8 protein-coding genes are annotated in these 14,772 nt (G+C 72.5%); all 8 read right to left on the reverse strand.

The annotated features are described in order from the left end of the window. Positions 1-43 precede the first annotated feature (43 nt). Genes HNR67_RS30155 through HNR67_RS45905 form a run of 8 tightly spaced genes read right to left on the reverse strand, consistent with a single transcriptional unit; the run spans position 44 to position 14,743 of the window. Positions 44-439 (reverse strand): hypothetical protein, encoded by a 396-nt coding sequence (locus HNR67_RS30155; protein ID WP_185005565.1) that lies wholly within the window; start codon positions 437-439, stop codon positions 44-46. Between the two features lie 26 nt (positions 440-465). Then, positions 466-846: a YbaB/EbfC family nucleoid-associated protein gene (locus tag HNR67_RS30160; protein WP_185005566.1), complete on the reverse strand. Its 381-nt coding sequence runs from the start codon at positions 844-846 to the stop codon at positions 466-468. Positions 847-857: 11 nt separating this feature from the next. Next, positions 858-3,980, reverse strand: coding sequence for a right-handed parallel beta-helix repeat-containing protein (locus HNR67_RS30165; protein WP_185005567.1), 3,123 nt, complete (start codon positions 3,978-3,980; stop codon positions 858-860). Between the two features lie 11 nt (positions 3,981-3,991). Continuing rightward, positions 3,992-6,346 (reverse strand): hypothetical protein, encoded by a 2,355-nt coding sequence (locus tag HNR67_RS30170; protein ID WP_221490105.1) that lies wholly within the window; start codon positions 6,344-6,346, stop codon positions 3,992-3,994. After that, complete coding sequence (locus HNR67_RS30175; RefSeq protein WP_185005568.1) at positions 6,334-6,621, reverse strand: type VII secretion protein EccB; 288 nt, start codon at positions 6,619-6,621, stop codon at positions 6,334-6,336. Before HNR67_RS30175 ends, HNR67_RS30170 begins: the two co-directional genes overlap by 13 nt. A 3-nt stretch (positions 6,622-6,624) precedes the next feature. After that, positions 6,625-8,025 (reverse strand): type VII secretion integral membrane protein EccD, encoded by a 1,401-nt coding sequence (eccD, locus tag HNR67_RS30180; RefSeq protein WP_185005569.1) that lies wholly within the window; start codon positions 8,023-8,025, stop codon positions 6,625-6,627. Beyond that, entirely contained in the window at positions 8,022-12,020 is a 3,999-nt protein-coding gene (gene eccCa, locus HNR67_RS30185) for a type VII secretion protein EccCa (protein ID WP_185005570.1), read from the reverse strand. Before eccCa ends, eccD begins: the two co-directional genes overlap by 4 nt. Then, positions 12,017-14,743 carry a hypothetical protein gene (locus tag HNR67_RS45905; protein ID WP_185005571.1) on the reverse strand — a complete coding sequence of 909 codons (2,727 nt, stop codon included), beginning with the start codon at positions 14,741-14,743 and terminating at the stop codon, positions 12,017-12,019. Before HNR67_RS45905 ends, eccCa begins: the two co-directional genes overlap by 4 nt. Positions 14,744-14,772 lie beyond the last annotated feature (29 nt).

A 14,772-nucleotide genomic window follows, 5' to 3' on the forward strand; every position in this document is an offset into this window, starting at 1 on the left:
CCGGGACCCGCGCCAGACCGCCGATCCGCCCGTGTTCAGGGAATCAGCGACGTGTTGACAGGTTGTCGACGATGTTGTTGACAGGCCCGCCGCCGGTGATGTTGGCCAGCGCGTTGCCGAGGCCACGCCCCGAATCCGTGGCGTAACGCTCCGCGAGGTCGTAGTTCTCGGCCATGCCACCGGCCACGTCGCCGGTCACCCGGATCGCGGTACCCCAGCCGCCGACCACGTCCCGTACCCCGCCACCCGATCTGGTGAACCCGGCCAGGAAGGTCTTGGCGTTGTCGTTGTCGCCGACCAGCGGGGCCAGCCGGTTGCCGTCGACCAGGACCGCGAGTTGCTGGTGCAGTCGCATCAGGTGGTCGGCCTTGGTGTGGAAACCGCGGGCGGCCACCCGCAGCCCGTCCGGCACCACCTCGAAGTGCTCTTCGCCTGCCATGTGCTCCTCCTGTTTGTCCGGTGGCCTCAGGCCACGTCGGGTGCCTCGGGCAGCAGCGCGCCCAGGTCCAGTTCGCCGCGCAGCAACTTCTCCCCGGTCAGTCCGGCGGGCAGTAGCGCGCCGAGCTTCTGACCGGCGGTGCGGGCCGCCTTGGTCCGGGCCGCGTTCGCGGTCTTGAGGATCACCGCGGCCAGTTCGGCCGGGGTGAGCTTGTTGTAGGCGGCGGTGGGGAACTTGATGTCCTTCAGCTCGCCGTGCGGGCCGACGGTCACCGTCACCACATCACGCGGAGCCTTGGCCACCCCGGACACCGCGGCCAGATCACCGCGCAGGGCCAGTAGTTCGGCCCGCCTGCTCTGGTACGCGCTGAGGGCCTCGGCCCGCAGGTCGTCGTAGTTGGCGTTCATCGTGCTCCCTCTCATCCGACCGCGGCCAGGCCCTGGCCCAGCGGCAGTTCCTCCGCGCCGACCGGCGCGAGCGCGCGCAGGTCGGCGGCGACCAGGGTGCGAGTGGCCGCGGTGCGGGCCAGGGCGAGCGCGAGCTGGTGGGCGCCGCGCACACTGTCCACTCCGGACTTCGCCAGTTCACCGGCCAGCGCCTCGCGCACGTCCTCCGGCACCTCGTGGCCGCGCCGGGCCAGCGCCGCCACCGCGACCTGGGCCAGTTCCTCCACTGTGTACGGTCCGAGCGGCCAGGCGTGCCCGAAGCGGGCGGGCAGGTTGAGCAGTCCGGACAGCGCGCCGATCCGCTCCGGCTCGCCGAGCAGCACCAGCACCTGATCGCCGGCCCGCCGTGCGGTCTCGGTGAGCACCGCTTCCACCGCCTCGAACACCGGGTCGGCGGACTCGGCCAGCCAGTCCCCGTCCAGGTCCAGCACCAGCACCCCGCCGCGGGCCTGGGCCACCGCGTCGCGGGCCAGTGCCTCGGCCTGGCCGGGCCACTGCGGCCACAGCTCGGCGGCCACGTGCACCCGGTGCAGCACGCCGGTGCGGATCAGGCCGAGTTCGGTCAGTGACTGGGCGTACAGCCTGGCGAACTCGGTGCGGCCACTCCCCCGCCGACCGGTGATCACCAGGTCGGCGGCGTCGTCGGCACCCGCCCGGCGGGCCTTGGCCAGGCGTTCCAGGGTCAGCCGGGCGGTGGCCCTGGTCTGGTCCTGACCGGCGAGGGCCTCGAACCGGCGCCAGCCAAGGGTGGCGGCCACCGCTGCGGCCGGATCGTCCACAGTGGAGGCGTTGACCGCGCGGGCGGCGGCGGGCAGCAGGTCCAGTTCGGCCCGCAGGTCCGCCGCGGTGAGCCGGTTCAGCTCGGTGTCCTTGCTGGGTGGGGCGGTGGCGAACCGGGATGCCTGGTTGTTCACCATGGCCTCGAACAGTTTGCGGGCCACCCGGCCGTTGCCGAAGGTCTCGTTCTTGGGCACGCGTTCGTAGTACTCGCGGACCGCGGCCAGGCCGTCCTCGGTCAGCTCGTAGTAGTGCTTGGCGCACAGGCCGGTGGTGATGGTGACCAGCTCGTCCACCGAGTAGTTGGGGAACTCGATGGTGCGGGTGAACCGGGAGGCCAGGCCGGGGTTGGAGTCCAGGAACCGGTCCATGTGCGCGGAGTAGCCCGCCACGATGACGACCAGTTCGTCCCGGTGGTCCTCCATCATCTTCATCAGCGCGTCCACCGCCTCCTGACCGAAGTCCGGGCCGGAGCCGCCGGACTGGGCGGTCAGCGTGTACGCCTCGTCGATGAACAGCACGCCGCCGAGCGCCTTGGTGATCACCTCGGTGGTCTTGATCGCGGTGGAGCCGATGTACTGCCCGACCAGGTCGGCGCGGGCCACCTCGACCATGTGCCCCTTGCTCAGCACACCCAGCTCGGCCAGCACCGTGCCGTACATCCGGGCCACCGTGGTCTTACCCGTTCCTGGCGGACCGGCGAAGACCAGGTGGCGGCTCATCGGCGGCATCGGCAGGCCGAGCTTCTTGCGCTGCTGGGACATCCGGATCAGGTTGACCAGCCCGGTGACCTCCTGCTTCACCCCGTCCAGGCCGACAAGGCCCGCCAGTTCCCGCATGGGCTCGGACAGTTCGGCGCCCTCGGCCTCGACCGGTTCGGGGGTGTGCTCGGGCACGGTCTCGCGGACCACCGCGCGACCGGCCTCGCCGCGGCGCACGTGCTCCGGCGAGCCGATCTGGAACGGCTCCGCACCGGACTCGGTGACCTGGCAATCGGTCAGCTCGCCGCGGGCGCCCACGTCCATGGCCACACCGTGGCCACGCGGGGAGCGGATGCGGCAGTGGCTGACGGTCAGGGACGCGCCGGGCCGGGCGGTCAGGGCGTCGCCGGGGGCGTTGAGGATCTCGCTGTCCCGCACGGTCAGCGTGACCCCGTCCCCGGCCAGCACGCCACCGCCGCGCAACTGCACCGAGCGCAGCTCTCCGGCTGATGACTCCACAAAGGACAGTGCGGCGATGCTGGCCGAGTGGATCTCCAGGTCGGACAGCACCGCGCGGGAACTCTCCCTGACCTCCAGCGCGGCCGCGTCACCGGTGTCCACGGTGCCACCGGCCAGCAGCAGCTTGCTGTTGCCGGAGACCACGAAGCCCTGACCGACCTCGGTGAGCACCGGACGCTCGAACTTCGGCGTGCTCTCCCCGTCCACCAGCACCGCCACCGGCACCCCGGTGAGCACGCAGTCGGTCAGTCGCGGGGCGGCCTGGCCGGTGATCTGGATCGCGGCGTTGCCCGCGCCGGTGAAGGTGCAGTCCCGCAGCAGTTGCGCGGTGCCGCCGGAGATGTGCGCTGACTGGCCGCGGGCACCGGTGAAGCTGGAGTCCACAATGGACACCGTGCCGGTGGTGAGCAGGTAGAGGTCGATGCTGTCGCTGCCGGTCACGGTCAGGCCGGTGAGGCTGGCCGTGGACTGGCCTTCCAGCACCACGGCCGGTTTGCCCGCGCCGGTGATCTCGCACTGCTCGGCGGTCAGCTCGGCCGATCCGTTGGCGCACAGGCCGTTGCCGCGCGGCCGGAGCACGGTGCTGCGACGCAGGATCAGCGATCCGTGTTCGGCCACCACGATGCCGGAGGAGGCCGGTTCGACCACCTGGGTGTGTTCGATGGTGGAGGTCTGCGGGGAGGCGATGACCACGCCGACGCCGATGCTGTTGCGCACCACGCAGTCCCGCATGGCCAGCGAGCCGGTCTCGCGGGCCAGCAGGGTGGTCCAGGAGCCGCCGGTGATCTCGCAGCCGTCGAGTCCGGCCTGGCCGCGGACGATGTCCACTGTGGCCAGTTCGGTCTCGCCGGAGCCGAGGGTGAGTCCGCGCAGTTGCACGGCCTCGGCGTCGACTACCAGCACGCTGCCGGTGGCGGCCTGGACCCGGACGGTGCCGGGGCCCTCGGCGGCGATGATGGTGACCATCTGGCGCACCACCAGGTTCTCCGCGTACTGGCCCGGCTGGACGCTGATGGTGGCGCCGCGCGGGGCCTGGGCCAGTGCGGCCCCGATGCTCGGGTAGCCGCCCGCGCCGACGGTCAGGACTTCTCGGCTCATCTCAGTCCCCTTCAGACCAGGCCCGGCAGGGTGCCGAAGCGGGCCGCGGCGGCGGCGTCGATCGGGTCCGCGGGCTGGTCGGTGGCCCAGCGGTCCAGTTGCTGCTTGAGCGAGCGCAGCGCCAGCTCGTCGAGCGAGGCGCGGCTGGCGTCGATGCGGCCCTCGGCGTCGATCTCGGCCGCACCCAGTTCGCGCAGCAGGATCCGGCCGCGCTGGCCCTCGGCGGCCCCGGTGACCTCCAGGACCTTGAAGCTGGTGCCCGGCACGAACAGCACCCGGTCGGCGACCCGGCTGTCCTCGGGCTCCAGCAGGCGGGTCCGGCGGGCGGTCATGGACCAGACCACCAGGTCGGTGTCCCCGGCAGATCCGGCGTGCGGCCCGGTCAGCGCGTTGAGGAAGCCCCACTCGGTGACGGCGGCGTTGTCCCGGTAGAACTCCAGGCGCTCGGCGTCCACGGTGGCGGTGAAGACCGCCGCGCCGCGGTGCGAGGGCAGCCGGTTCAGGCCGGAGACCACGCAGCGTGCGAACGGGACGTGTGCGCCGACGGTGGCCGCGCGCAGCCCGGCGTCCACCGCGATGCCGCGCGGGGAGAGGTAGAGCCGCACGGCGACCGCGTCGGTGAGGATCTCGGCGGCGGAACGGGTCAGCGCGCCCTGGAAACCAGGGTGTTCGGACAGCACGCGAGCCAGGGCGTTGGACAGGGTGCCGTACTCGGCGCCCAGGTTGGTGCGCAGCCACTCGCGCTCGTCGGTGAGGCCGCGGTCGGGGATGAGCGCGGCGGCGGCCGGGGCGGGGGTGGGCAGCGCGCGGGCCGGACCGGCCGGGATCACCGGGGCGGCGGTGACGGCCGGCGCGGGGGGCACCGGGGCCGGGGCCTCGGTCGCCGGGGCCGCCACCGGCTCGACAGCCGCGCGGGCCGGGGCTTCGACCGCCTGGGCCTGCGGAGCAGCGGGCTCGACCGCGACGACCGGGGCGAGGGCCGCCAGGATCGACGGGGCCTCGGTGGCGGTCCTACCGACCGGTCGGTAGGGCTCCGCCTGCACCGGGGCCTGCTCGACCGGCGCGACCGGCGCCGGATCCCGCAGCGTCACCACGGCGTTCGCCGCGCCGCTGGCCCGCACCCCGTGCTCGGCCAGCAACTCCGCAGCCGCCAGCACCCTGGCGGATTCGCGGCTGGCCGTGTCCAGTCGTCCGAACATGTCGTTGGCCAGGAAGCGCATCCGCCCCGGTTCCGACTCACCGGCCGGGTCGAAGATCAGGTTGTTCTGCCGGGCGTCCAGGCGGATGTCGCGCAGGGCGGGCACATCCGGCGAGGGCACCGGGGAACGCAGCACCAGCCCGGCGGGCACGACCTCGATCACCGCGTCCGGCGCGGTCCAGTACACCGCGGGCCCGATCTCGGGCAGGTTGCCCACCGGGGAGCGGTGCGCCAGCACGATCGGCGGCAGTGCGACGCCGCGGCTGTCCCTTGCGGTGTGCAGCAGCTGGGTGGCGTAGGGCTGCCAGCCTGCGGACCCGTCCGGCAGCACCGTGCGCAGTTCGCCGGTGCCGGTGGGCAGGCCGGTGTAGGTGACGATGCCGGTGCCGAACAGGTCGGCCAGTGCCTGGCCCAGGGTGTCGTTGTTGGCGAAGGAGAGCGGGCCGTAGTGCACGAACCGGGTCTGGCGGCGGACCGGCTCGGCGAGCTGGATCCACAGCCGGGACACATCGTCCAGGGACAGCGGCGCGCCGCCGGGGCTGCCGACCACCACGGTCATCAGGTCCGGGCGCACCGGCAGCGTCTCGGCCAGCTTCACCCGCTGTTCGGCCTGGCGCGGGTCGTCACCGGCCGGGCGGATCCAGATGCCGCCGGGGATGGGTTCGGCCACGCCGCGCGAACTGGTCGGCTCGGCGTCGAGGGGACTGCCGTTCTCCCAGGTGGGCTTGGGGAAGCGCTTGGCCTCCCATACCGGCACCCGGCCCTTGCGGAAGCGCACCCAGCCGGTGCCCGGTCCACTGTGGACGAACAGGCCGCCACCCGCGGCGCGGGTGAGTGCGCCGTCGGGGGCGAGCACGCTGCGGCCCAGGCGTTCGGACAGCCATTGCCCGGCCAGCGCGGCGGTTTCCCGGTTGCGGCCGCCGATGACCAGCCGGATGCCTCGGCGGCGCGGCAGCACCTTGGCGACCTGGTCCCACAGGCCGATCGGCGAGTCCTCGGGCAGGTCCACCACCACGAGCAGGTTCTCACTGTCCGCGGCCACGGTGAGCGCGAGCGCGCGGGCCTCGTCGCTGAGTTTGCCGGGCTGGCAGAGGATGGTGGCGTTGCCGATGGTGTGCCTGGCCAGCCCGTGGTCACCGGCTGGTCCTCGTGTGGTCAGGACAGCCATGACTGGCCCCCTTCGGATGCGTGGTGGTCGACCTGGAGTGAGTACTCCGCGGCCTGTGGCCTGGTGGCGGGCTTGGGTGCGGTCAGGTGCACGATCAGCCCGTAGAGGAAGAAGCCGAGCCCGATCAGGAAGGTGATCCCGATGCCGACCAGGAAACCGGTCCAGGCGCGGCGGGCGGGGACCTCCAGCAGGCTGGGGTCGCCGAGCACCAGGGAGGCGCTCATCCGGCCCATCATGAACTGGTATGCCTCGACGTGGTCCTTCTGCGTCTGCATGGTTCAGCTCCCCATCAGCGAGGCGGCCCAGGCGTAGAACCCGAACAGCTCGACCAGCACCGGCAGCACCGCGACCGCGGTGAGGATCTCGGCCCAGTTGGCCAGGTGGCCCCAGATCGGCAGCAGCCGCTGGTGCACCGGGCGCAGCATGGCCAGCACCAGGGCCAGGAACACCCCGGACAGGCCGAGCAGGGTCAGCGTGCGGCCGAGCGCGCCGTAGCCGCCGACCATGCTGGTGGCCACCAGCGCGGAGCCGTGGAAACCGGCCAGCAGCAACGGGATCCGCTGCCAGACCCCGGTGAGGCGGGCGCCGCGGATCAGCGCGATCACCGCGAACAGGGCGGCCAGCGCGAAGGAGAACCCGTCGCCCGCGGTGGCCAGCACCGGCACCGCGGCGGCGTAGGCCAGGGCGGCGGCAACGGTGATCGCGGTGAGGAAGTCGTCGGCGTACCCGGTGCGGCGGGCCAGTTCCGCGGCGGGCGCGGGGTCGATCTCGCGGGGCAGCTCGGCCGCGGTGCGGGGTAGCTGCGGGCCGCGGATGTGCGCGCTGCGGATGGCCACGTGCGGGGCGAAGACCAGGCTGAGCAACAGGATCGCGCACAGCACCGCGGCCACCTTCGCCGGCGTCCAGGCCAGGAACAGGTAGGCGCTCTCACTGCCTACTCCGACTACCCCGGCCAGGCCGAGCGCGGTGACCGGCCAGACCGGGATGGCGCGGGCGAACAACGCGTGCCCGAGGCCGAGAATCCCCGCCGCCAGCACCAGGGCCAGTCCGCCGAAGAGCACCGGAACCGCTTGCAGCGCAAGGGTTGCCTGCCCGCCGCCAACCCCGATCGCCCCGGCCAGGGCGGCGAACACGCTGCCGCCGACGGTGGTGAGCAGGGTCAGCGGGGTGTTGTCGGTGCGGTACCCGGCGACCAGCGCGCCGCCGATCAGCAGCCCGGCCAGCACACTGCTGAAGAGCACGCTCACCAGCCAGGTGACCGGTTGCAGCACCACGATCGCGAGCAGCAGCAAGGCGAGTCCGGACAGTCCGGCGAACAGCCAGCGGTTGAACTCCGGTTGCCAGCGGTCGGCGCGGCGGTTGACCACGGTGGCCATGCCGTCGGCCACGTCGTCGAAGTCCAGTTCCGGCAACGCTTCGGCGGAGCGGCGCAGGTGGAAGACCTCGCCGTCGAGCCAGTCCAGGGTCTCCGGGGTGCCGTCGGGGTCCAGCGGCGGCTCACCGAGTCGCTGCAGGGACCAGGCGCCCTCGCCGGCGACCGGGCCGCCGGGGCCGGAGGTGTGCTTGAGCAGCACCGGCAGCAGGCTGGACACCGAGGTGGCCGAGGGCACCGCCAGGTCGGCGCGCCCGCCGGGGCCGTACACGGTGATGTGGCAGAGCTGGGCCGTTGGCGCGCTCATGAGTTCTCCCCGAACGAAGTGGCGGTGCGGGCGGAGGCGCCCACCAGGTCTGCGGTGTGGCCGGCGAATCCGGTCTGCACCAGGCGGACACCGCGGCGGGTGACCAGCTGGGCGCGGCCGGGCGGCAGCGTGCGCGGCCGGGCCTCGCCGAGGAACTTGCCCTCCTCCTTGGGGTAGGAGAACAGCAGGGCGGGCGTGCCCAGTTCCCAGAGGCGGCGCACGGCGGAGTCCATCATGGCCCGCATCGCGCCGGAGGTGCTGCGCGCGATGATCAGGTGCAGTCCGATGTGGACACTCTGGGCGAGCAGCGGCAGCAACGGTTCCAGCGGTCCGCCGGGCCGTCCGCCCGCGGTCAGCAGGTCGTAGTCGTCGACGATGAAGAACAGCCGGGGGCCGTCCCACCAGTCCCGGCGGCGCAGTCGCTCGCCGGTGATCTCGGTGCCGGGCAACCGTTTGGTCACCGAGGCCGCGGCCCGCTGGGCCAGTTCGTGCACGGCGTCGCCGGTGATGGCGTGCCCGGCCCGGTACTCCTCGGGCACCAGGTCGTCGAAGCCGCGGCTGGGGTCGGCGAGCACGAACTTGGCCTCGGCCGGACCGTACCGGCGCAGCACCGACTGGACCACCAGGCGCAGCGCGTTGCTCTTGCCGGTCTCGTCGTCCCCGAACACCAGCAGGTGCGGGGTGGCGCCGAAGTCGTGCCACACCGGGGAAAGCCGCTGCTCGTCCAGGCCGAGGTCAACGCGCACATCGCCAGCGGGGGCGTTGAGCGCCTCGGCAGGCAGCAGGTGCGGCAGCAGCCGGACCTCCGGCGCCCGCCTGCCGGACCAGAAGGTCTGGACCTCCTCGGCGAGGGTGCGGGTGGCGTCGGTGAGGTCCTCGGTGCCGGAGCCGCCGTCCATCCGGGGCAGACCGGCCAGGAAGTGGAAGCCGTCGGTGGTCAGGCCGCGGCCGGGTTGTTCGGGCACGGTGGCCGCCTTGCGGGAACCCAGTTCGGACTCCATGGCATCGCCCAGTCGCAGCTCGAAGCGGGTGCCGATCAGGTCGCGCTGCCGGGGCCGGATCTCCGACCAGCGGGTGGCGGCCACGATCAGGTGCACGCCGAAGGTCAGCCCGCGGGCGGCGAGTTCACTGATCCGGTCCTCCAGGTCCGGGTAGTCCTGGCGCACGCTGTACCAGCCGTCGACGAGCAGGAACACGTCGCCGTAGGGGTCGTCGATCTCGCCGAGAGCGCGCAGTTGCCGGTAGGCGGCCATGGATTCGATGCCGCGTTCGGTGAAGACCGCCTCGCGGCGCTCCATCACGTGCAGCAGTTCGGCCACCGTGCGCACCACCCGGTCGCGTTCCAGCCGGGTGGCCACCGAGCCGACGTGCGGCAGGCCGCTGATCGACATGATGCCGCCGCCGCCGAAGTCCAGTCCGTAGAACTGGATCTCCTCGGGGGTGTGGGTGAGCGAGAGGGCCAGCACGAGCGTGCGCAGCAGGGTGGACTTGCCCGACTGCGGCGCGCCGACCACCGCGACGTGCCCGTTGGCCGCGGACAGGTCGGCGAAGAGCAGTTCGCGCACCTGCTCATACGGCCGGTCGACCATGCCGACGGGCACCCGCAGGCGGCCGCGTTCGGCCGGGTCGGCCACGGTCATGCCGCGCACCGGGTCCGGCAGCACGCCGGGCAGCAGCGAGTCCAGGCTGGGCGAGGCGCTCAGCGGCGGCAGCCAGACCTGGCGGGCCGCGGGACCCGCGCCGTGCAAGCGGTTCAGGAACGCCTCGGCCAGGGTCTGCTCACCGGCGGCCGCGCCGAGCACCCGCTCGGGTTCGGCCTCGGTGACCGCGGTCTCGGCGGCGGGGAGCGCGAAGGTGTTGAAGGGCACCACTTCCTGGCTCAGCACCGCCTCGGTGGCCGCGCCGTTGGCGGCGGCGGGGACCGGTCCGGAGACGTAGGCGGCCTTGAACCGCACCAGGTTCGTCGTGTCGATCTTGAGGTAGCCGTTGCCGGGATCGGCGGGCAGTTCGTAGGCGCTGGCCGCGCCGATCACACTGCGGGACTCCATGGAGGAGAAGGTGCGCAGCGCGATCCGGTAGGACAGGTGACCCTCGACCCGGTTGATCCGGCCCTCGTCAAGTCGTTGCGAGGCAAGCAGAAGGTGCACGCCGAGGCTGCGTCCGAGCCGTCCGACGGAGACGAACAGGTCCATGAACTCCGGCTTGCTGGCCAGCAGTTCGGAGAACTCGTCCACCACCAGGAACAGCGTGGGCATCGGGGCCAGCTGGGCACCGGCCGCGCGGGCCTTCTCGTACTCGAACAGCGAGGGATAACCGTTCTCCCGCAACTGTTCCTGCCGCCGGGTCAGCTCGCCGTTGAGCGAGTCCTGCATGCGGTCGACCAGGGGCAGTTCGTCGGCCAGGTTGGTGATCACCGCGGAGGTGTGCGGCAGGTGCTCCATGCCGAGGAAGGTCGCGCCGCCCTTGAAGTCGACCAGCACGAGGTTGAGGATCTCCGAGGAGTGCGTGGCGGCCAGCCCGAGCACCAGGGTGCGCAGCAGTTCACTCTTGCCGGAACCCGTTGCGCCGATGAGCATTCCGTGCGGACCCATGCCGCCCTGGGCGGATTCCTTGAGGTCGAGTTCGACCACCTCGCCGTCCTCGGTGACCCCGATCGGCACGGACAGCCGGGCCCGCTGCGGCAGCCGGGGCCGCCACTGCGCGGCCACGTCGAAGGTGTGCACATCGCGGATGTTGAGCAGCGTGGTGAGCCCGAAGTCGGAGTCCAGGGGCTGCTCGACCAGGTCCACCGTGCCGGAGGTGCGCTTGGGCGCCAGCAGCCGGGCCAGGGTCTCGGCCTGCTCGATGCTCAGCGAGTCGGGTGCGGCCTCGGCGTCGCCGCCCGCACCGGCCGGGTAGCTGAGCTTGCCGTCGGACACGGTCAGCCGCAGCACCTGCGGGCCGCCGGGCAGCATGCCGGTGACATCCAGCAGCACCACGTTGCGCAGGCCCGCGCCGAGCAGCCGGGAGGAGTCGGGCAGTTTCACCAGGTGCGCCACGATCACCACCAGGGGTTCGGTGGCGCTGGGCGGCACGGACTTGTCGTGGTCGCCGCGGTCGTTGACCTCCGGGCCGAGCAGGTCGAACAGCTCGTTGTGCTCGGTTGCCACCAGCCGGGCCGGTCCGGCCGCGGTGCGCACGGTGGGATGTGCGTTGTGCGGCAACCATTTCGCCCAGTCCCAGGCCGGCCGTTGCTCCTCGGTGGTGAGCACCGCGATGCGCAGTTCGTCCGGGGAGTGGAAGGTGGCCAGCTGGGCGAGCATGGCGCGGACCAGGCCGGTGGCGGCGGTGCGGTCGCCGTCGAACTCCACGCTGGTGAAGCTGCGCAGGCCGACCGCGATCGGGATTCCGGTGACGGTGCGGTATGCCTCGCTGAAGCGGCGCAACGACACCGCGGTCAGCGGCTCCAGGTCCTCGATCGGTTTGGTGGTGGGCGGCACCAGTTCCAGCGCGGCACGCTGGGCGCCGAGTCCGACCCGCACCCGCCCGAAGTCCTCGTGGCTGGCCCGGCGTTCCCACACCCGGTTGCCGACGGCGAGGGACCACAGCGCGGAGGGCGCCGGGTTGTCCCACAGCACCGCACGGCGCTGTTCTTCCGCGGTGGAGCGGGCTTTGGCGCGCAGCTGGGCGATGTAGCGCAGGTAGTCCCGCCGCTCACCGCGCATCTTGCGCTTGCGGTCCGCGCCGGGGCGGCCCAACTGGGCCAGGCTCATCGCCATCATCGACACGCCCATGCCGCCACCGATGAGGTAGGTCATCGGCGAGGTGCCGCCGATGCCGGAGAAGCTGAGCACCATGATGATCGAGCCGATGCCCATCGGCAGCATGCTCACCGCCGAGGTGAAGTCCCGGCTCGCGGGCTCCCCGAGGACCGGCGGTTCCTGGAGTTCGATCTGCCCGGCTGGTTGCGCCGGTCCGGCCTGGCGCGGCCCGCGCTTCGCGGTGACCGTGCTCATCCCAGCACCCCGTTCCCGTGGTCGTCGCGGCCGCCCCAGGCGGATTCGTCCAGGTTGAGCAGGTCGGCGGCGGTCCGCTCCGGCTCGTCTTCGTCTTCGTCCTCTTCCGGCTCGGGTTCGGGCTCCGGCTCCGGTTCGGGGAGGTCGCTGCTGCACAGCAGTGGTTTCTCGTCGACCAGGTCGCCGTCGCGGCGGCGCTGGTAGGCGGCGAGTTCGATCTCGCCGTCGGCGTTCTCGTCGAGGACGTACTGGAGTTCGGTTTCCGGTTCGGTTTCCGGCTCGACGGGGGCGGGCAGGAAGGCGGGGAGCAGGGCGGCGACGCCGGTGTTCCAGGCGTTGACGTCCTCGCGGTCGGTGACCGGTCGCACGACGGCGACCCGGGGGGTGTCCGGGGCCGGGGCGACCACCGGGATGGCGGATGGGGTCGCGACCGGGAAGTGCAGGACCGCGGGTTCCGCGGGTTCCACGGGTTGCGCGGTGGGCGCGGGTGGCGCGGTGGGCGCGGGTGGCTCGGTCGGGGCGGGTCGCACGGTGGGCGCGAGTTGCGCGGTCGGGGCGGGTTGCGCCGTGGGCTCGATTGGGGTGGGCGTGAGATTGACCGGGATCTGTTCGGCGGGTGCCGATTCCGCCGGGCCCCACACCTGCTCGCCGCTCTGGACAAGCAGGTTGGCCGCCTCTGGGCGTTCCGGCTTGGACTCCGCCGTCACCGGCGGCAGCACCGGGCCGAGCACGACCGGCGCGCTCGGGGCCGTCACGGATTCGTCCACAGTGGACTCCTCGGACACCCAGTCCCTCGGCTTGTCGGCCAGGGTCTCGCCGGTGATACCGGGATCGCCGAAGCCGACGGGCAGTTCCTCGCCTTCCCACAGGTGCGCGTTCTGGTCGCCTTCCAGCAGACCGGCCGCGTCCGGGCGCTCACCCTGGTTGGCCTGGCCGCCACCGCCGCCACCGGCGGGCGGGGGCATGACCGGGGCGCCGCCCTGGTTGCCGTTGCCGCCGTTGGATCCGTTGGCTCCGCCGCCGGTTCCGCCGCCAATGCCACCATTGGCGCCACCGCCCGCACCACCGCCACCGCCACCGTTCAGGCCACCAAGACTGCCGCCACCGGAACCCCCGGTGCCGCCGCCGAGGCCGCCGATCGCCGGACCGTGCGCGCCGCCGCCCAGGCCACCGCCTCGGGTGTCGCCAAGACCTCCGCCGCCACCGGCGCCGCCGTGCGCGCCGCCGCCGTGGCCGCCACCGAGCAGGTCGCCGGCCCCGGGGGGCGGCGGGATCTGCAGGTGGTTGTTGCCCAGACCGTTGTTGCCCAGGCCGTTGTTTCCGCCGGAGCCGTTGCCCGTGCCGCCGTGGTTGCCGCCGAGCAGGTCGCTAGTGCTGGGCGGCGGGGGCACGTTGATGTTCGGGTTGCCGGTGCCGCCACCGTGGGTGCCGTTGTTGCCGGTGCCACCTTCGGTGCCGGGCGGCGGCGGGATCTGCGGCTTGGGCAGGTTGCCAACGCCGTTGTTGCCGCCGGTGCCGGGCTTGCCAGGGCCGTTGCCGCCACTGCCACCACCGATCGAGCCCGGGGGCGGGGGCACGTTGATGTTCTGGTTGCCCAGCCCGCCGATGCCACTGCCACCATCGGTGCCGCCAGGGCCGGAGCCGCCGGAGCCGGGGGGCGGCGGGATCTGCAGGTTCGGGATGTTGCCCAGACCGCCACCACCGCCACTGCCGCCACCGGTCGAACCGGGGGGCGGGGGAATGTTGGGCGGGGGGATCTGCAGGTTCGTGTTGCCCAGGCCGCCACCGCCACCGGAGCCGCTGCCGGAACCACCCGAGCCGGAGCCAGAGGGCGGGGGGATGTTCGGCGGCGGGATGTTCAGGCCGCCGTTGCCACCGCCACCATTGCCGCCACCACCGGTGCCGCCACTTCCACTGCCACCACTGCCGTTGCCGCTACCGGGCGGCGGCGGGATGTTGATGTTGTTGCCGTTGCCGCCCCCACCGCCACCGCCGGAACCGCCACCGGTGGGCGGTGGGACGTTGCCCAGTCCGGGCGGGGTGTTCTGGTTGATCAGCGAGGTGTCCGGCTTGGTCACCTGGGCGATGGGCAGCTTGTAGATGCCGTTGAGGGCCTGCGCGACCTGGCGCATCTGCTCGGTCATCGCGGTCACCAGCTCCGGCTTGGTGCTGATGTAGACCAGCCCGCCGGTGCCGATCGGCGCACCCAGCTTCCTGGCCAGTTCGGCGTACCAGCTGTCGATGTAGCGGATCGCGCCCTGCGCCCAGTCCAGGTACCTGCCGTCGTTGTAGAGCTGGACCGGCACGTTGTACCCGCTGGTCCCGCTGCCGGAGAGCTGGTCGGCCCTGGACTGGAAGGTCTGCGCCAGGGTGAACATCAGGATGCTGAACTTCTTGGCCGCCTCGCCCTGCCACGGGCCGTCCTTGCCCGCGACCGCGTCGGCCTGCTCCTGGATGCTCTTGGCGATGACCTCCAGGCGCTTCTGCGCGCCGTAGAAGGCGTTGGCGGCGTAGAAGAAGGACTCCGGGTCGGCGATGCCCTTGGCCCGGCTGGCACCGTCGGCGGCGCTGACCTCGCTGCCGCCGACGATGGAAGCCTCGATCTCCTTCCAGCCCCAGCCCGCGAAGTTGTCGTCGTGCTGACCGGCGGTGGAGGGATCACCGAAGGTGCCGCCGGTGTCGTGCACGACGCCGGGGGTGGCGTTGTTGTTTGGCTGAGTCATCTTCGCTGCCCGTTCCTCGCCGCTGCCGG

This window comes from Crossiella cryophila (genome assembly GCF_014204915.1).
In the GTDB taxonomy this organism is placed as follows: domain Bacteria; phylum Actinomycetota; class Actinomycetes; order Mycobacteriales; family Pseudonocardiaceae; genus Crossiella; species Crossiella cryophila.

Bases quoted from the DNA above. Each gene is read 5' to 3' on its own strand.
- HNR67_RS30155 (WP_185005565.1), bottom strand. From the start codon at position 439: ATGGCAGGCGAAGAGCACTTCGAGGTGGTGCCGGACGGGCTGCGGGTG.
- HNR67_RS30160 (WP_185005566.1), bottom strand. From the start codon at position 846: ATGAACGCCAACTACGACGACCTGCGGGCCGAGGCCCTCAGCGCGTAC.
- HNR67_RS30165 (WP_185005567.1), bottom strand. From the start codon at position 3,980: ATGAGCCGAGAAGTCCTGACCGTCGGCGCGGGCGGCTACCCGAGCATC.
- HNR67_RS30170 (WP_221490105.1), bottom strand. From the start codon at position 6,346: ATGGCTGTCCTGACCACACGAGGACCAGCCGGTGACCACGGGCTGGCC.
- HNR67_RS30175 (WP_185005568.1), bottom strand. From the start codon at position 6,621: ATGCAGACGCAGAAGGACCACGTCGAGGCATACCAGTTCATGATGGGC.
- eccD (WP_185005569.1), bottom strand. From the start codon at position 8,025: ATGAGCGCGCCAACGGCCCAGCTCTGCCACATCACCGTGTACGGCCCC.
- eccCa (WP_185005570.1), bottom strand. From the start codon at position 12,020: ATGAGCACGGTCACCGCGAAGCGCGGGCCGCGCCAGGCCGGACCGGCG.
- HNR67_RS45905 (WP_185005571.1), bottom strand. From the start codon at position 14,743: ATGACTCAGCCAAACAACAACGCCACCCCCGGCGTCGTGCACGACACC.